Annotated in this window: 16 protein-coding genes; 8 read left to right on the top strand and 8 right to left on the bottom strand. The window is 56.6% G+C overall.

All coding sequences use genetic code 11. The features are described from left to right. Positions 1 to 77: 77 nt before the first annotated feature. The 3 genes from F6Y09_RS03245 to F6Y09_RS03235 all read right to left on the bottom strand — a co-directional run bounded on the left by F6Y09_RS03245 (position 78) and on the right by F6Y09_RS03235 (position 2,835). Entirely contained in the window at positions 78 to 416 is a 339-nt protein-coding gene (locus F6Y09_RS03245; RefSeq protein WP_152205463.1) for a DUF503 domain-containing protein, read from the bottom strand. Positions 417 to 496: 80 nt separating this feature from the next. After that, the gene (locus tag F6Y09_RS03240) at positions 497 to 2,200 is read right to left on the bottom strand and encodes an isovaleryl-CoA dehydrogenase (RefSeq protein ID WP_152205462.1); all 1,704 of its coding nucleotides are present in this window, start codon (positions 2,198 to 2,200) and stop codon (positions 497 to 499) included. A 2-nt stretch (positions 2,201 to 2,202) separates the two neighbouring features. Then, positions 2,203 to 2,835 (bottom strand): TetR/AcrR family transcriptional regulator, encoded by a 633-nt coding sequence (locus F6Y09_RS03235; RefSeq protein ID WP_152205461.1) that lies wholly within the window; start codon positions 2,833 to 2,835, stop codon positions 2,203 to 2,205. Between the two features lie 279 nt (positions 2,836 to 3,114). Between F6Y09_RS03235 and F6Y09_RS03230 the strand changes: the two genes are divergently transcribed. The 4 genes from F6Y09_RS03230 (at position 3,115) to F6Y09_RS03215 (ending at position 8,196) form a co-directional block, all read left to right on the top strand. Further along, positions 3,115 to 3,336, top strand: coding sequence for a hypothetical protein (locus F6Y09_RS03230; protein WP_152205969.1), 222 nt, complete (start codon positions 3,115 to 3,117; stop codon positions 3,334 to 3,336). Positions 3,337 to 3,654: 318 nt separating this feature from the next. Then, a complete protein-coding gene (gene hemB / locus F6Y09_RS03225; protein WP_152205460.1) occupies positions 3,655 to 4,665 on the top strand; it encodes a porphobilinogen synthase in 1,011 nt (336 codons plus the stop codon). 21 nt (positions 4,666 to 4,686) lie between these two features. Further along, positions 4,687 to 6,834, top strand: coding sequence for a polyphosphate kinase 1 (gene ppk1, locus F6Y09_RS03220; RefSeq protein WP_152205459.1), 2,148 nt, complete (start codon positions 4,687 to 4,689; stop codon positions 6,832 to 6,834). A 66-nt stretch (positions 6,835 to 6,900) separates the two neighbouring features. Continuing rightward, positions 6,901 to 8,196: a DUF945 family protein gene (locus tag F6Y09_RS03215; protein WP_179959326.1), complete on the top strand. Its 1,296-nt coding sequence runs from the start codon at positions 6,901 to 6,903 to the stop codon at positions 8,194 to 8,196. Between the two features lie 25 nt (positions 8,197 to 8,221). On the opposite strand, the gene ggt is transcribed toward F6Y09_RS03215, so the two are convergent. The 4 genes from ggt to F6Y09_RS03195 form a co-directional block, all read right to left on the bottom strand. Then, positions 8,222 to 9,928, bottom strand: coding sequence for a gamma-glutamyltransferase (gene ggt, locus F6Y09_RS03210; RefSeq protein ID WP_152205457.1), 1,707 nt, complete (start codon positions 9,926 to 9,928; stop codon positions 8,222 to 8,224). A gap of 4 nt (positions 9,929 to 9,932) precedes the next feature. Then, complete coding sequence (locus F6Y09_RS03205; protein ID WP_152205456.1) at positions 9,933 to 10,181, bottom strand: YfhL family 4Fe-4S dicluster ferredoxin; 249 nt, start codon at positions 10,179 to 10,181, stop codon at positions 9,933 to 9,935. A 45-nt stretch (positions 10,182 to 10,226) separates the two neighbouring features. Next, positions 10,227 to 10,712 carry a pantetheine-phosphate adenylyltransferase gene (gene coaD / locus F6Y09_RS03200; protein WP_152205455.1) on the bottom strand — a complete coding sequence of 162 codons (486 nt, stop codon included), beginning with the start codon at positions 10,710 to 10,712 and terminating at the stop codon, positions 10,227 to 10,229. A gap of 117 nt (positions 10,713 to 10,829) precedes the next feature. Next, positions 10,830 to 12,275 (bottom strand): coniferyl aldehyde dehydrogenase, encoded by a 1,446-nt coding sequence (locus tag F6Y09_RS03195; RefSeq protein ID WP_152205454.1) that lies wholly within the window; start codon positions 12,273 to 12,275, stop codon positions 10,830 to 10,832. A gap of 154 nt (positions 12,276 to 12,429) precedes the next feature. On the opposite strand from F6Y09_RS03195, the gene F6Y09_RS03190 reads away from it, so the two are divergent. Further along, positions 12,430 to 13,101 (top strand): TetR/AcrR family transcriptional regulator, encoded by a 672-nt coding sequence (locus F6Y09_RS03190; RefSeq protein WP_152205453.1) that lies wholly within the window; start codon positions 12,430 to 12,432, stop codon positions 13,099 to 13,101. A gap of 157 nt (positions 13,102 to 13,258) precedes the next feature. On the opposite strand, the gene yihA is transcribed toward F6Y09_RS03190, so the two are convergent. Continuing rightward, positions 13,259 to 13,885: a ribosome biogenesis GTP-binding protein YihA/YsxC gene (gene yihA / locus F6Y09_RS03185; protein WP_152205452.1), complete on the bottom strand. Its 627-nt coding sequence runs from the start codon at positions 13,883 to 13,885 to the stop codon at positions 13,259 to 13,261. Between the two features lie 173 nt (positions 13,886 to 14,058). Here yihA and F6Y09_RS03180 point away from each other — a divergent pair, with 173 nt between their 5' ends. The 3 genes from F6Y09_RS03180 (at position 14,059) to F6Y09_RS03170 (ending at position 16,382) form a co-directional block, all read left to right on the top strand. Then, positions 14,059 to 14,667, top strand: coding sequence for a c-type cytochrome (locus F6Y09_RS03180; RefSeq protein ID WP_152205451.1), 609 nt, complete (start codon positions 14,059 to 14,061; stop codon positions 14,665 to 14,667). A gap of 144 nt (positions 14,668 to 14,811) precedes the next feature. Beyond that, entirely contained in the window at positions 14,812 to 15,447 is a 636-nt protein-coding gene (locus tag F6Y09_RS03175; protein ID WP_152205450.1) for a thiol:disulfide interchange protein DsbA/DsbL, read from the top strand. A 74-nt stretch (positions 15,448 to 15,521) separates the two neighbouring features. Further along, positions 15,522 to 16,382 carry an endonuclease/exonuclease/phosphatase family protein gene (locus tag F6Y09_RS03170; RefSeq protein ID WP_152205449.1) on the top strand — a complete coding sequence of 287 codons (861 nt, stop codon included), beginning with the start codon at positions 15,522 to 15,524 and terminating at the stop codon, positions 16,380 to 16,382. Positions 16,383 to 16,458: the final 76 nt, after the last annotated feature.

Genomic DNA, 16,458 nt, shown 5'->3' with positions numbered 1-16,458 from the left:
GCAATCGGGGCCGCGTAGTATACGGCGTCAGTCAGGTAACTGCCACCAGGCGAGCGGGTCTCTGGTGTGGCTGCACGTCAGAGTATTTCCCGCTGTACATCCAGCACCGGTGCGTCGATGCGTTCCGCAATGGCCTTTTCAACCAGATCCAGCCGCTGCTGGATTTGTTGGGACGAGGTACCCAGAACGGCTATGGTCCAGGTGGCGCAATCCAGTGCTTCGATGTCAGCGGTTTCAGCAACAGCCAGGTCGGGCTCTTTGCCCCAAACCGCCCGCAGGGGCGTGAAGACTCTGCGCTTGGCCTTGAGGTCGGCACAGCCATAAAGCTGGAAGTGAAGGGTGAGTACACCCACATGTGGCGTAATTGTCGGGCCTGGTGTGGGTGTGTCGAGTAGTCGTCTGAGTGCGTCGGACATGATGCCGCCTTCCGGTTCGGGGTCGGATCAGGGAGCCTGTCCGACCGCCGCAGGAGTGTTCCATCAGTCTACTACGGATTTCAGTTTACGATAGGGGTTGCCCGTTCGATGATGGAGCGGGCATCGGTTCCCGCTGGCAGGTTGCCGTAGTTCAGCCCCCCGTGTTGTGCCAGTCGCGAGGCACAGAACCCGTCGGCAACGGCAGGGGTGGAATGCCGGATGAGCAGGGAGGCCTGCATCGCCAGCGCGAGTCGGTCGACCATGTTGCGGGCGCGGTACTCGATCTGGTCGGTATCGGTAAAGTCCTGTTCAAGCGTCGCCAGGAAACGGTCGAACCGGGTATCGCTGCCCCGGGCCTCCCTGACTTCCGTGAAGAATGCCGCCAGCACCTCGGGTTCCTTATTCAGTGCTCGCAGGGTGTCCAGGCATTGAACGTTGCCGCTGCCTTCCCAGATCGCATTGACCGGGGATTCGCGGAACAGCCTGGGCATGATGCAGTCTTCCATGACGCCGCTGCCACCGATGCATTCCATGGCCTCATACGCGTGGTTCGGCACCCGTTTGCAGATCCAGTATTTGCCGACCGGCGTCGCCAGTCGTGCCAGCAGGCGTTCATGTTCCAGGTGCTGGTTGTCCAGCGCACGGGCGATGCGCAGGGTATAGGCCAGCGCCGCTTCGCTCTCCAGGGCCAGGTCGGCAAGCACGTTCTGCATCAACGGCTGGTCATTGAGATTACGTCCGAAGACCTGGCGATGACGACAGTGGTGCAGCGCCTGTGCGGTAGCTTGCCGCAGGCCGCCGGAGCTGCCAATCATGCAGTCAAACCGGGTCATCGCGACCATCTCGATGATGGTGGGAACTCCGCGGCCTTCCTCGCCGACCATCCAGGCCAGCGCCCCCCGCAGTTCCACTTCGCTGGAGGCATTGGAGGCATTGCCCATCTTGTTTTTCAGCCGTTGGATCTGCCACGGGTTCTTGCTGCCGTCCGGGCGCCAGCGGGGCATCAGAAAGCATGATAAGCCGCCCGGCGCCTGGGCAAGAACCAGGAAAGCATCACACATGGGCGCTGATACAAACCATTTGTGGCCGACCAGTTCATAGGCCTGGTCGGAGCCCCCCTGGGCCATTGGATAAGCCCGGGTGCTGTTGGCCCTGACGTCGGTGCCGCCCTGTTTTTCGGTCATTGCCATGCCAATCGTGACCGAGGATTTCTCGCTGTCCGGCACGTTACGCGGATCATAATGGTTGGCGAGTATCTTGTCCGACCATTTTGCCGCCAGCTCCGGCTGTCTTTTAATGGAGGGTATGGCAGCAAAAGTCATGGTGATGGGGCAGCCATGACCGGCCTCGACCTGTGAATGCATATAATACTTGGCTGCCCGTGCCACATGGGCTCCGGCGCCAGGATGGGTCCAGGGGCTGCTATGGAGCCCGTTTTCCATGGCAATGGTCATGAGCTGATGGTAGGCCGGATGGAACTCGACCTGGTCAATGCGGTGACCAAACCGGTCGTGGGTATGAAAGACCGGTTTGTTTTCATTCGCTCGGAAGCCAAGCTCGATGGTAGCCCTGGCACCGGCCAGATTGCCAAAAGCGGCCAGATCGGCGGTCGCCCAGGTTGCGCCCTCCCGCCCGATGCCTTCCTGGAGCGCCCTGTCTTGCTCGAACAGGTTGTAATTTTCCAATGCAGGAGGCTGGTTAACCACTTCATGGGTGACCGCCAGGTAGGGATCAACGCCATGGTCGTCGTTCATTGCATCTGGCTTGGGCTGATGGGCATTCATGGTTACCTCCGGGTGCCAGTCAACCCCTGTATGCAAAAGCAGACAATTGAGTCGACCAGCGGTTGCTGGTGCTCGGGGCTGTTGGTTTGATCCGATTCCGCCTGCGCCGGTGACAGTGGGCCAACCAGACTTTCGGCGATGGCGCCCACCAGACAGGTACTGCTCTGACGGGCTTCCTGCGGTGGTATCGAGCCCTCTTCAATACCGTCGCGTATGGCTTGTTCAAAATGTCGGGCGTAGGCCTGACGGTAGAGTATGCGCTCCGCTTCTACTTTCGGGTCAACCGGCTCTGCGATCAGTGACCAGGCCATGGTGGGACCCCGGAGCGCGCGCTCGGCAAACTGACGCAAAGCCGCTTCCAGACGGGTAACGGCGTTGCCTTCGGTCGCCAGCGCCTCGGCGACTTTGTCAACTTCCCGCTGGGTGGCGCTTCGGAAAATTTCAGCGAACAGCTCTTCTTTGGAATCGAAGTAGCGGTATATCGTACCGGTGGCGACCCCTGCAGCCTGAGCTACGTGTGTTATCTGTGCATTGCGGAAGCCTCCTTTCATAACGCACTGGAAAGCACATTGAAAAATGCGCTTTCTGGCCTCAGATTTGCGATTGCGCATTTTTTCCGTTTCGCGATACGCCATGCCGACTCCCGTTTAATAAGTGAATCACTATTCATTCTTTGTGTCAATTGTGTTGAGCAAGCTCTATGAGGCCAGTTTGGCGACTTAAGGGTCGATACAGTCGGCACTGTTACAAAAAATTACAAAATAACTGTTGGCCAGAAATGGCGCTGTCATCGAAACCGGATTATAAAGACGCCAAGACGATGATGCTCGATCATTCATCGTCGAGACAGGGCCAGCCGTCCCCATAGACGGAATGTGCTCGTGGCATTGTCTTCGCTGATGGGGGGTAAAACCATGAGTGAATTCGACGAAAGCAATCTGGAAAGTTCCAGTAACTGGGTGTCCGATGGGGACGATACCCATTCTATTGCCGGTCGGGCCCGGATCAGGGCTCAGTTGGCAGCGGATATGGAAGCGTTCCTCAGTCAGGGCGGAAAAATAGTGGAAGTGGATACTATGTTCCGTACTGACACGCCCCGCAAAGTGGATATCGGTTTCAATAACCGTTCGCTCTAGTTTGTTGCTGTGCGGCGTCGCTTACGGGCGACGCCGTCCTTCCTGTTTTTGATCCTGATCCCGGTCTTTTCGGGGCGGTAAGAAGACTTTCCTGAACAGCGGGTGACGGGCATCCAGCTGTCGCCTGACGCAATGCCTTACGGCCGTGTATGATGAATACAGCGTCGGCAACTCCTTTGTCTTTGAATGTTCAACGGGCAATGTGCGTCGTTGCTGGCCCGAAACTGTTGACCCGAAACTGTCATCTGCGATTGTCATAATGGTGTCATAAACGCGTTCATTGGCACGGTGATTTAAAGCCGGCCGGGAGATTATTTAATGTTTTCAGCCTTTAATCGTACCTTTCCGGCCACTCGGCTACGCCGGAACCGGGCGGATGACTTTTCCCGTCGTATGGTGCGCGAAAACCGGTTATCGGTGGATAACCTTATCTACCCGGTGTTTGTACTGGAAGGGCAGAACGAGCGTGAAGCCGTGGCTTCCATGCCCGGTGTGGAGCGTTTGAGCATAGACCTGTTGGTCGAGCAGGCTGCCGAGTGGGTGGCTCTGGGCATTCCTGCGGTAGCGTTGTTTCCGGTGGTGCCGTCAGCGGCCAAGAACCTGTCAGGCTCCGGCGCCTGGGATTCTGAAGGCCTGGCCCAGCGTGCAACCCGGGCGCTAAAGCAGCAGTTTCCCGAGTTGGGTGTTATCACCGATGTGGCCCTGGATCCTTTCACCACCCACGGCCAGGACGGCATTATCGACAATGATGGCTACGTTCTTAACGACATCACCGTAGAGGCCCTGGTTAAGCAGGCGGTCTCCCACGCTGATGCAGGCGCTGATGTGGTCGCACCCTCGGACATGATGGACGGTCGGGTCAGGGCGATCCGGGAGGCACTTGAGGCGAACGGCCACGTCAATACCCGTATTTTGTCCTATGCCGCCAAGTATGCGTCCAGCTATTACGGTCCGTTCCGGGACGCGGTGGGCTCAGCGGGCAATCTCGGCAAAAGCAACAAGGCCAGTTACCAGATGGACCCGGCCAACAGCGACGAAGCCTTGCATGAGGTCGCAGTAGATCTGGCTGAGGGCGCCGACATGGTGATGATCAAGCCGGGCATGCCCTATCTGGATATTGTCTATCGGGTAAAAACTGAATTGAAAGTGCCTACCTTTGTCTACCAGGTCAGCGGTGAGTACGCCATGCACATGGCGGCCGCGGAGAACGGCTGGCTCGATGGCGATGCTGTCATGATGGAAAGCCTGATGGCCATGCGCCGCGCTGGTGCCGATGCCATTCTGAGCTATTTCGCGGTGCGCGCAGCGCGGCTTCTCAAACAACGCTGATACAGCAAGGACATTCGAGTGATGAATACGGACTCTGCCAACATACTGAAATCCGCAAACGAACTGACCGAAACCGGCTCAGAGCCAGAGTCTGGCATTCCGGAGATACTTCCGCCGCTCGACCCTGCCGCCAGCGAGCATTATTTCAACCGCGAGCTGAGTCATATCCAGTTCCATAACCGGGTTCTGCAGCAGGCTCTGGATGAAAGTCATCCACTGATCAACCGGCTGATTTTCTGCTGCATTTTCAGCAGTAATATGGACGAGTTTTTTGAGATCCGGGTGGCGGGCCTGCGCCAACAGATGAAATATGGTCGTGAGAGTGTTGGCCCTGATGGCATGTTGCCTGAGCAATTGCTCAATGAAATCAGCCGGGTGGCGCACACTTATATCTACCAGCAATACGATATCCTGAACAACATCCTGATTCCGGCCATGGAGCGGGAGAACATCCACTTTGTGCGTCGTCGTGACTGGACGCCGGCACAGACAGAGTGGGTGCAGCGGTACTTTGAGGACGAAATTCTGCCGGTGGTGAATCCCATTGGTCTCGACCCCTCGCATCCGTTCCCGAGACTGGTCAACAAGAGCCTTAACTTTATTGTCGAGCTGGACGGCAAGGATGCGTTCGGCCGGGAAACCGGCATGGCCATTGTGCCAGCCCCGCGCTCGTTGCCGCGACTGGTCAGGTTGCCTGACAATGTCTGCAACGGCGGCGACAACCTGGTGTTCCTGTCCTCAATGATCCACGCTCACACGGATGAGTTGTTCCCCGGCATGGAAATCAAGGGTTGCTATCAGTTCCGCCTGACACGGAACGCCGACCTTGAGCTTGAGGACGACCTTGAGGACCTGGCTTCGGCGCTGCGCGGTGAGTTACTGAGCCGGCGCTTCGGCGATGGCGTGCGGCTCGAGGTCGCGGATAACTGTCCGGAAGAATTGATCCAGTTTTTGCTGCGGGAGTTTGGTCTTACCGAGCGTGATCTCTACAAGGTCCATGGACCGGTGAACCTGAACCGGCTGATGGCTCTGGTGGGCCTGGTTGACCGTCCGGATCTCAGTTACCCCGGTTATTCGGCGTCCGTACCCAAACTGATTCGTAACAAAGAACTGATTTTTGATGCTATCCGTCAGCAACCGGTGTTGTTGCTGCATCCCTTTGAGAGCTTCACGCCGGTAATCGACTTCCTCCGCCAGGCAGCCAAAGACCCTCAGGTTCTGGCTATCCGCCAGACGCTTTATCGCACCGGTGCCGACTCCGAAATCGTTGAGGCCTTGATGGACGCTGCCCGCCGTGGCAAGGAGGTCACCGCAGTTATCGAGCTAAGGGCGCGCTTTGATGAGGCCGAAAACCTGGAGCTGGCGAGTCGTCTGCAGGAGTCCGGGGTGATCGTGGTGTATGGCGTTGTCGGTTATAAAACCCACGCCAAGATGATCCTGATCGTGCGGCGTGAGGAAGGCAAACTCAAACGGTACGTGCATTTGGGTACCGGAAACTATCATGCCGGGAACGCTCGGCTGTACACCGATTACAGTCTGCTGTCCTGTGACGACGCCCTGGGGGACGACGTCAACAAGCTGTTTCAGCAGCTGACCGGTATGGGCAAAGCCCTGAAAATCAAGAAGCTGTTTCATGCGCCGTTTACGCTGCATCGTCGCCTGATTGAGCTGATCGAGCGCGAAGCGGGTTTGGGTGCCAAAGGACACATTATCTTCAAGATTAACGCCCTGACCGATCCGGACGTCATGCAGGCCCTGTATCGCGCCTCCCAGGCCGGTGCGCGTATTGATCTGATCATCCGGGGCATTTGCTGTTTGCGACCGGGAATCCCGGGCTTGTCCGAAAATATCCATGTGCGCTCGATCATCGGGCGGTTTCTCGAGCACACCCGGGTTTACTATTTTGCCAACAACGGCAAAACCGAAGTGTTCTGCTCCAGCGCCGATGCCATGGTGAGAAACCTGGTCAATCGTGTCGAGGTGGCGTTTCCCATTGAGGACCGCGATCTTGCTGCGCGGGTGCGTGACGATCTCGATGCCTACCTGCGGGATAATTGCCAGAGCTGGGTGTTGCAGCCGGACGGCAGTTACGTTCAGAATCAGCCGGCCCCGGACCAGGAACGCTATGCGTCCCAGGCAGTGTTATTGGAACGCCTGACCGGTAAATAACCCGGACACACGATGCCGTCCCGGCGCAGGGCCGCGCTGGAGGTCAACTATCTGGAGCAGGGATTTATGAAAAAATGGCTAGGGGTCATCGGTGTGATGCTGGTGGTTCTCATTGCGGCGCCTTGGGGCGTGGGCATGGTGACAGAACAACAATGGCAGCAGACAACCCTGGAGGTTAACAAGTCCCAGCCCTATTTTACGGTGGAAACCGCACGCTATCAGCGTGACCTTTTCGGCGCCGAGGTGGAAGGTACCGTCCACTTCCGCAATCCTGCCCACCCTGGCGAAGCCCATCAGCTGGGATATCGCGGCGAGGTCTCCCATGGGGTGACTGGCAGTGAAATCACCTTCTATCCGGATCAGGCCAGCGCCGATCTGATCGCCGGGTTTTTCCCCGACCGCCTGCCGACAGTGACCCTGAGTACCAGGCTATGGGGAACAGTTGAAATAGAATACAACGTGCCGGCGATCGACCGGTTGGACGACGACACCGGCGAATCCCTGACGGTCACCGAGAGTTACGGTTGGGCAAGGATTTCCGATGCCGGTAATGACCTTGAGGTGGATCTGCGCTGGCCCGGCCTTGTCGCCCGCGGTCCGGAAGCGCGTTTCGCGGTGGATGACGTCAGAGTCACCCAAACAATGAGTAGGCTGGCAGGCAATGTCTGGACAGGTAAAGGCAAGGTCTCCATGGCGCGGCTGCAGGCGGAGTATCAGAATCAGCCTGCGGTTGTACTGGAGGATTTTGCGCTCCAGAGCGATACCTCGGCAGAAGGCGATGAGCGGTTCAGCTCTGAGGTCCGGATGGATATTGCCCGGATTGCCTCCCGGGATGATGAATCCGGTCCCTATGAAGTCGAGTTCGCCATGGAGAACATGGAGGTGGTTGCCTGGAATCGGCTGGTGGACTCTTTCATTGATTTACGGAAATTGAGTTCGGACCAGGCCAATGGGGTGACTTCCAGGCAGGCGTTGGTTGAAAAGCAGATGAATCTGATGATGAACGTAAGCGACGCTGTCAAGGCGCTTGCGGGTGCCGGCATGTCAGTGGGTATTCCCGCATTCAGCGTAGCCACCTCCCACGGAGAAGTGTCCGGGAACCTCATGCTGCGCCATCCGGAGCTGTCTGACGATGACCGGGCCGCCATGACTCTGGTGATGCAACGTTTGACCGGGGAGTTATCTATAGCCATTCCGGTCGCGCTGGCAGAAGCGAAGCCTGGATTGATGACCGAACTGCGCCCACTCATCGAACAGGGTTTTCTGGTGAGAGACAACGACACCTTCAGGCTCGAAGCTGAACTGAAAGATCTGGACGTGGACCTCAACGGACAGATAATTCCTTTGCCCCCAATGATTTAACGTTCGCCTAACGAAACCCGGAAGCTCACTCCACCGATGCTGCGCCGATACCTCTGGGGTCCGAAGCAGCACTGGTGGTGCCCTTCTGATGATCAATTACAATCAGTTGCATGTTGCCGTAGTCTCGTCCCACGTCCTTGAGATCGTGTCCCAGTGCCCGTAATTCGTCGGCCAGCGCACCAGTGAGAAAGCCGGGTTCGTGCTGGATTTGATCAGGCAAATACTGATGGTGAAACCGCGGGGCGGCCACAACCGCTTCGGCCGTGCTTCCGGCCATCAGCTCCAGTAATCCGAGATACACCATCGTGATAATGCGACTGCCCCCGGGGGTGCCGATAATAGCGCTCCGTGTCGGGCCGTGCATCAGTGTGGGGGTCATGCTGGATAACGGGCGCTTGCCCGGTTCCACCTTGTTGGCTTCGCCGCCAACCAGACCGTAAGCGTTGGGGACACCCGGTTTGATGGAGAAATCGTCCATTTCATTGTTCAGTAACACTCCGGTGCTGGCCGACAGGAAGCCGGAACCGAATGGCAGGTTGATACTGAGCGTTGCACTCACCCGGTTGCCGTCCCGATCCAGCACCGAGAGGTGGGTGGTGTGAGTGCCACTGGAAAAGTCGCCCTTCAGTTGCTCGCTCGGCGTGGCCGCAGTCATGCTGAGGGTGCTGGCCTGGCGGGCGAGGTAGGACGGCGCCACCAGCCTGGCAACCGGTACATCGGTAAAATCGGGATCGCCCAGATATAATGCCCGGTCCCGATAGGCCCGCCGCATAGTCTCGGCAAGGTAGTGAACCCGCGTTGAGGTGGTCTCTGATGCAGCCGGCGAGAGTGGCCGGGCGCTCATCATGCCGAACATCTGTGCCAATGCGATGCCTCCTGAAGAGGGCGGTGGCGCACTCCAAAGCGTGTAGGGGCCGTGCTCGATCCGTATGGGTTCCCGTTCAACAATACGATAATTCGCCAGGTCATCGACGGTCCACAAGCCGCCGGCAGCAGAGACATCGCCGGCCAGCCTGGCTGCGATGTCGCCCTGGTAGAAGCCTTTATGCCCCTGTTGGGCAAGTGTGGACAACGTTTGCGCCAGGGCAGGTTGGCGGATCAGGGTGCCGATGGCGGGAAGCTGATCATCCTCCAGAAAGACCTGGCTGGTGGCCTGATAGTGCTGCAATACGTCGAGCCGCCAGTCGGCAAGCTGACGATAACGTTGATCTACCGGGAAACCGTCCCGGGCAAGATCGATGGCCATTTGCAGGCTGCGCTGCAACGGCTGGTTGCCGAAACGGGCGCTGATGTGGGCAAACGCTGCTGGCTGACCGGGGATACCTGCCGCCAAAGGCCCGTTCACCGACAGTTTGTCCGGGTGTACGTTTCCGTCGGCGTCCAGATACATGGCCTCGTGAGCATGACCGGGTGCGGTTTCCCGGGCATCCACAAACACCGTACTGCCATCAGATTGTTGAAGTAGCCAGAAGCCACCGCCTCCAATGCCGGCACTGTAGGGCTCTACCACGCCAAGCACCGCGGCCGTCGCGACCGCTGCATCGAAAGCATTACCACCTCCGGAAAGCACGTTCATGCCGGCCTCGGTGGCCAGAGGGTGGGCGCTGGCAACTGCAGGTTGATAGCTCGACAGTGGTGAGCTTGACGGAGGTTTACCGGCGCAGCCTGCCAACACCATCACTGCAATGAGTAGGGTAAGCGTGCGGGTCTTCAACGTTGCCAGCAGGCGCATGGGCTTATAATCCTGTCAGTTGATGATAACGCTCCATTAACCGGGCTTCGGTTTCCACGTGCTTAGGGTCTACCGGAATGCAATCGACCGGGCAAACCTGTTGGCACTGGGGCTCACTATAGTGTCCGACGCATTCGGTGCATTTGCCCGGATCAATTACGTAAATTTCTGCGCCGGCGGAGATGGCCTCGTTGGGGCATTCCGGTTCACAGACATCGCAGTTGATGCATTCGTCAGTAATAATCAGAGCCATTCGGTATTACCTCGGGAGCGGCGTCGAACACCTGTTGTTGATATTTCAGGTGGCTTGACCGAATTTGCTTTTAAGGGCAGCGGCAACCTTCGGGTCTACGAATTCCGACACATCTCCGCCCAGGGACGCAATTTCCCGAATCAGGGAGGAGGATATGTAGGACAGGTGGTTGGCTGGGGTAAGAAATATACTTTCGACATTGGGTGCCAGGCGACGGTTCATATCCGCGAGCTGGAATTCATACTCGAAATCCGATACCGCCCGCAGGCCTCGCAAAATAACACTGGCATTCTGCTGTTTGACGAACTCTGCCAACAGGTTACTGAACCCCGTTACGCGCACATTGGGCAGGTGAGAGGTGGCGTCTTCCACCAGCGCGACCCGCTCCTGAAGCGTCAATAAAGGTTGTTTTTTCGGGCTGTAGGCGATGGCAACGACCACGGTGTCGAACAGTTTGCCAGCCCGCTCGATCAGATCGGTATGGCCGTTGGTAATGGGGTCAAAAGTGCCCGGATAAATGACCGTGGTCATAAGTCTGCTCCTGCTGGTTAAATCGCCAATAGGATAACAGTTTAGTGGGTAAATCGGGGAGCCGCACCCGGATTCCGGTGGGAAATCCGGGTGCGGTGCGTCATCGGTTGCCGACTGTCAGCGGATGAACATTTTGTACACCATCTTGTGCATGGCTGTGCCATGAGGCGCATAGACGAATTTGCCGCTGTTGAAGCGTTGTTTGCTGAAAATACCCCGGGCATGGGAGAAGGTCAGGAAGCCTTCCTTGCCGTGATAGCTGCCCATGCCGGAGGCGCCGACGCCACCGAATGGCAGGTCGTCCTGGGCCACGTGCATCAGCGTGTCGTTGATACACATGCCACCGGAGTGAGTCTGTGCGATGACGTAGTCCTGCAGGTCACGCTCATAACCGAAGTAGTAGAGCGAGAGTGGTCTGGGCCGGTCATTGATGTAGGTGATGGCTTCGTCGATACCGTTGTAGCTGACCACCGGCAGTATCGGGCCAAAAATTTCATCCTGAAGAACCTTCATGTCGGCGGTTGCGTTCAACACCAGATGAATGGGCATTTTGCGAGTGCCGTCTTTCATGTTTTCCTGGGCCGGATTGATCTCGATGATCTCTGCGCCTTTATTGCGGGCATCATCCAGCCAGGCCTGCAAGCGCTCATACTGGCGCTCGTTGATGATTGCAGTGAAATCATCGTTATCCCGCAGGTTGGGGTACATTTCAGCGAATTGGGTGCGGAATTCATCAACAAACGTTTGGATCCGGTCGGCGGGACAAAGTACGTAATCCGGCGCCACGCAGGTCTGGCCCGCGTTGATAGCCTTGCCGAACGCAATGCGCTGAGCTGCGTCTGTCATGGGCACGTTGGCAGAAATAATGGCCGGGGACTTGCCGCCCAGTTCCAGCGTGACGGGGGTCAGGTGCTCGGCAGCGGCCCGCATGACCAGCTTGCCGACCGAGGTTGAGCCGGTAAACAGCAGGTGGTCAAAGGCCCGGCTGGAGAAATCCGCGGCTACATCCGCCTCACCGTTGATTACCGCGACCAGGTCCTGGGGGAAGGTGGATTCCACCAGCTCTTTGAAAAGTGCCGACGTATGGGGAGTGAACTCGGACATTTTCACCATCACCCGGTTGCCTGCGGCCAATGCTGCCACCAGCGGCCCGACGGCCAGGAAAAGCGGGTAGTTCCAGGGCACGATAATGCCCACGACCCCCAGGGGCTGGTAGTGGACTTTGTTGCTGGCAGGCTGGAACAATACCGACACGCTGCGCCTGGAAGGCTTCATCCAGCCCTCCAGGTGTCTGAGGGCATAATTGATGCCCTGAACGGAGGGCATGACCTCTGCGATCAGGGTCTCGTCCCGGGAGCGGCAGCTGAAATCCCGGTCGATGGCGTCCAGAATGCGGGATTCGTTCTTCAGCAGCACCCGTTTGAGGCGTTTGAGGTTCTCTTTTCGCTCGGTGGCTGAAGGCATAGGGTTGCGACGGAAAGCCAGACGCTGTTCTTCAAAAATGCGCCCGGTGTATTGGATATGTTTTTTGCTCTCGGTCAACTGAACAACATTGGCGACCATGGTTTTTCTCCCCTTAATTGCATCCGACGTTATTATTAGAGTATATACTCTAGTGAGTCAAGAACGGGTCCCTGGCGAACCGGACCCGCTCACCGCGTCGCTCCGGGAAGCGTCGCGCAACCTGCTGTAAATCAACCTTTCCAACAGTGAGCATATGAAAACCAGAGACAAAATACTGTTGTCGAGCCTCGAGCTATTCAATGAACGGGGTGAGCGAAACATCACGACCAACCATATTTCTGCGTATCTGGCGATATCCCCGGGCAATCTCTATTACCATTTCAGGAATAAGTCCGACATCATTTACGAGATTTATCTGGAATACGAAAAGCTGGTGGATTACTACCTGCAAATTCCCGACGACCGACCACTCACGCTCGACGATTTGACGTTCTATCTGGAATCGGTATTTGACGGTTTGTGGAGTTACCGTTTTTTTCATCGCGAGCTGGAGTTTCTGCTGGACAGTGACCAGCGCCTGAGAGAGGACTACCGGAAGTTCACCAGCCGGTGTCTGGCGGCGATCAACCGGATTTTTGATGGTCTGGCCGAGGGCGGCGTGATCCAGCCCCAGTCCGAGGATCTGCGCGCGGCGATGTCGCTGAACGTCTGGCTGGTGATCACCAACTGGCTGGCCTTTCTCAAGACTGCCCACGGCTCGGAGTTATCCAACGACCTGTCGCTTGGCCAGCTCAAACAAGGAATCTATCAGGTGCTTACTCTGGAGATTCCTTATCTGACCCCTGAATTTTACCGACCGGTGATGGACCTGCGGGAGAAATATCGGCCTCAGTTGCCGGTGGTGGGAGATGAACGGACCGGATAGATAGCAACGGAACTTTGCGTGGGGGGTGCTGTCCTATTTTTGACGCTGAAGAATTCGGACATTCCAAGGCGTCATCCTGAGTTGATCTCAGGTTTTAGCACGTCGCAAACCCTGACGTTTCACCCGGTCTGTGAAGGGCCGGGTTTTTTTGTACAGGTTATTCTGCTTGTTGCAGCCATTGGGTCAACGCGCTTCGGCTCTCCTCCATGCCTTTTTTTGACGTTGCCGAGAACATGATCAGGTGCTGCACACAACTGTAGGGTTTCAGCTTGCTGGCGATGCCCAGCAGCGCGGTTTTGGCCTGACCATATTTCAGCTTGTCGGCTTTTGTGGCCAGAATCATCAATGGAAGCTGGTTATGTTCGCACCATTCCACCATCATCTGATCAAAATCCGTAAGTGGATGCCGGATATCCATGACCAGAACCAGGCCTTTCAGGCTCAGACGTTGGGACAGGTAATGGTCAAGATGCTTCTGCCAGTCATCCTTCATGTCCCGGGACACCTTGGCGTAGCCGTAACCCGGCAAGTCAACCAGGCGGCAGTTTTCCCGATTCAGTGAGAAGAAATTGATCAGCCGGGTGCGACCGGGTGTTTTACTGGTTCGGGCCAGTTTGCCATTGACTGTGATGGAATTGATGGCGCTCGACTTACCGGCGTTGGAGCGCCCGGCAAAAGCGACTTCAGCCCCGGTATCCGGTGGGCACTCCTCAAAACGGGAGGCGCTGACCAGAAAGCGGGCACTGTTGAACGAAATGGTTTTGGCAGACAGATCTTCCGACACGGACAGGGGACTTCCTATTGGATTTCAGTTATCGGGGATTAATGTATAATGCTACACCAAATCCGGGCAGCGCGCAGAGTGTTGGTACTGACGGCCTTATTCAGGCTATCGAAGTCAGTGTCTGTCGGCTGAACAACAAATAACATGTTTCAGATGAGAGAAGTGGAGCGAGCATGAAAAAATTGATCGCAGGTGTTGTTCTCGGCGTCAGCCTGGCAGCAACAGCGTATGGCGCTGGAGATCCTGAAGCGGGCGAGGCGAACGCAGCTGTATGTGCGGGGTGCCATGGTGAAAACGGTGCGGCTCCGATTATGGCGGTTTACCCCAAACTGTCTGGCTTGGGAGAAAAGTATTTATATCAGCAACTGGCGCTTATCAAGTCTGGTGACCGGCCAATCCCGGAGATGACCGGCATACTGGATAACATGTCTGATCAGGATCTACAGAATCTGGCAGCCTATTTTGATGGAAAAGAAATGACCATCGGTGAGGCTGATCCCGAGCTGGTCGAAGCGGGCAGGTCGCTTTATCGCGGTGGTAACCTGGCGTCCGGTATTGCAGCGTGCTCGGCATGTCACAGTCCCTCAGGCAAGGGTAATGGCCCTGCCGGTTATCCGCGGTTGAGTGGGCAGACTGCGGAGTATGTGCAGAAACAGCTGATCGCTTACCGCAAGGGTGAGCGTGATGCAGGTGGTCAGAGCCAGGTGATGATGGATATTGCGGCGAAACTGACCGACACAGAAATAGAAGCTGTATCGAGCTACATTTCCGGTTTGCACTAACCGGTTTTGGTGGCCAAAAAACCCCGCCTGAGTGCGGGGTTTTTTGTCTCGTGCCGGCGAACTTTGTAAGGTTATCGTGGTCTTAGTTGACTTGTTGGCACTCAATTGTGTTTGATGGTGGTTATAACAACAGAGGTTTTTCTCATGACAAAGATGTTAAAAGCGGCGTTATTGATGATGGTGGTGGTTTCTTTCGGCGCCCAGGCACAAGATGATACCTGGCAGGAAGGCCGGCACTATACAGAGCTGAGCAACCCGGTGCCCACCACCAGCAACGATAAGATCGAAGTTGCCGAGGTGTTCTGGTATGGCTGCCCCCATTGTTACACCTTCAAGCCCCTGATTGAGGAGTGGGAGGCCAATATGGCCGAGGATGTTCACTTTGAACTGATTCCCGCTGCCCTGGGCCGTTCCTGGGAGCCCCATGCGCGCGCTTATTACACGGTTGAGGCTCTTGATAAGCTTGATGAAACCCACGATGCGCTCTTCAATGCGCTTGCCCGGGATCGGCGTCAGCTTGAAACCGCTGAAGCACTTGCCGACTATCTGGCGGATTACGGCGTGGATGAGGAAGAGTTTATCAAGACATTCAACAGTTTTGGTGTGAACGCAAAGATGCAGCAGTCTCAAGCCCGGGTCAGGGGCGCGCGCATAACCGGTACACCGACTATGCTGGTAAATGGAAAGTACACCATCAGTGCCTCGATGGCGGGAAGCCACGAGAACATGATTGAAGTAGTGGATTACCTTGTTGAGAAAGAGCGCGCTGCCCAGCAGTAACTGCGTGATAGCACAGGCCGGAATTTCTCGGCTCGGCCTGTGATTCGGTGTCAATCGTGGCGGGTACCAGCCCCATGTACAGACGCATCAAAAAACAATTCGACGGCCTCAGGGATGCTAACGGTGCCAACCGTGGGGCCTGTTCGGGTATGGATCATGTGCCCGAATTTGAACCTCATCGACATATCCGGCTGCTTACCTTCAATATTCAGGTTGGCATCAACACCTCGTCGTATCGGCATTACCTGACCAGAAGCTGGCAACACTTCCTGCCTCACCGTCACCGCAACGACAATCTTGACCGCATTGCCACCCTGTTACGGAATTACGACGTGGTCGCTCTTCAGGAGTGTGATGGTGGCAGTTTGCGCAGTGGTTATATCAACCAGGTCCAGTATCTTGCGGAGGCCAGTGGTCTGCCTTATTGGCGGCAGCAGCTGAATCGCAACCTGGGGCAGTTTGCCCAGCATAGCAACGGTCTGTTGAGCCGATATCGGCCGTTGGATGTCACCGAGCATCGCTTACCGGGCCTGATCCCCGGACGCGGAGCCATCATCGCCCGTTACGGGTCGGAGGAAGATCCGCTCGTGCTCGTCATGATGCATCTTTCACTCAGCAAGTCAGCCCAGCAGCGACAGCTAGGCTTTATACGCGACCAGATTGCGGACTACCAGCACGTGGTACTGATGGGCGACATGAACAATCATGCAGAAGAGTTGCTGAATCACTCGCCGCTCAGCGAAACGAACCTGATTCCGTTGCCGGATACGGCCCACAGTTTCCCCAGCTGGCGCCCCGAGCGCGCGCTTGATCATATTCTGGTGAGCCCGAGCCTTGAGATACGGCGCGCTGAAGTTGTGAGTTACCCCATGTCCGATCACCTTCCCATCGCGATGGATATTGCGTTGCCGAAAGGTTATGTAGAGAAGTTTTAAAAACGCAGAAGTGGCTCTTGGAGGCAAATTCCAGATATAAAAAAACCCGGCATATAGCCGGGGTTTTATCGCACCC

It is taken from the genome of Marinobacter changyiensis, assembly GCF_009193265.1.
In the GTDB taxonomy this organism is placed as follows: domain Bacteria; phylum Pseudomonadota; class Gammaproteobacteria; order Pseudomonadales; family Oleiphilaceae; genus Marinobacter; species Marinobacter changyiensis.
This window is presented reverse-complemented; position numbering and strand designations above follow the sequence as displayed.

Coding starts and splice junctions, on each gene's coding strand:
- hemB (WP_152205460.1), top strand. CDS start 3,655: ATGTTTTCAGCCTTTAATCGTACCTTTCCGGCCACTCGGCTACGCCGG.
- F6Y09_RS03180 (WP_152205451.1), top strand. CDS start 14,059: ATGAAAAAATTGATCGCAGGTGTTGTTCTCGGCGTCAGCCTGGCAGCA.
- F6Y09_RS03175 (WP_152205450.1), top strand. CDS start 14,812: ATGACAAAGATGTTAAAAGCGGCGTTATTGATGATGGTGGTGGTTTCT.
- ppk1 (WP_152205459.1), top strand. CDS start 4,687: ATGAATACGGACTCTGCCAACATACTGAAATCCGCAAACGAACTGACC.
- F6Y09_RS03240 (WP_152205462.1), bottom strand. CDS start 2,200: ATGAATGCCCATCAGCCCAAGCCAGATGCAATGAACGACGACCATGGC.
- F6Y09_RS03195 (WP_152205454.1), bottom strand. CDS start 12,275: ATGGTCGCCAATGTTGTTCAGTTGACCGAGAGCAAAAAACATATCCAA.
- F6Y09_RS03205 (WP_152205456.1), bottom strand. CDS start 10,181: ATGGCTCTGATTATTACTGACGAATGCATCAACTGCGATGTCTGTGAA.
- F6Y09_RS03235 (WP_152205461.1), bottom strand. CDS start 2,835: ATGGCGTATCGCGAAACGGAAAAAATGCGCAATCGCAAATCTGAGGCC.
- F6Y09_RS03190 (WP_152205453.1), top strand. CDS start 12,430: ATGAAAACCAGAGACAAAATACTGTTGTCGAGCCTCGAGCTATTCAAT.
- F6Y09_RS03170 (WP_152205449.1), top strand. CDS start 15,522: ATGTACAGACGCATCAAAAAACAATTCGACGGCCTCAGGGATGCTAAC.
- F6Y09_RS03230 (WP_152205969.1), top strand. CDS start 3,115: ATGAGTGAATTCGACGAAAGCAATCTGGAAAGTTCCAGTAACTGGGTG.
- F6Y09_RS03215 (WP_179959326.1), top strand. CDS start 6,901: ATGAAAAAATGGCTAGGGGTCATCGGTGTGATGCTGGTGGTTCTCATT.
- ggt (WP_152205457.1), bottom strand. CDS start 9,928: ATGCGCCTGCTGGCAACGTTGAAGACCCGCACGCTTACCCTACTCATT.
- F6Y09_RS03245 (WP_152205463.1), bottom strand. CDS start 416: ATGTCCGACGCACTCAGACGACTACTCGACACACCCACACCAGGCCCG.
- coaD (WP_152205455.1), bottom strand. CDS start 10,712: ATGACCACGGTCATTTATCCGGGCACTTTTGACCCCATTACCAACGGC.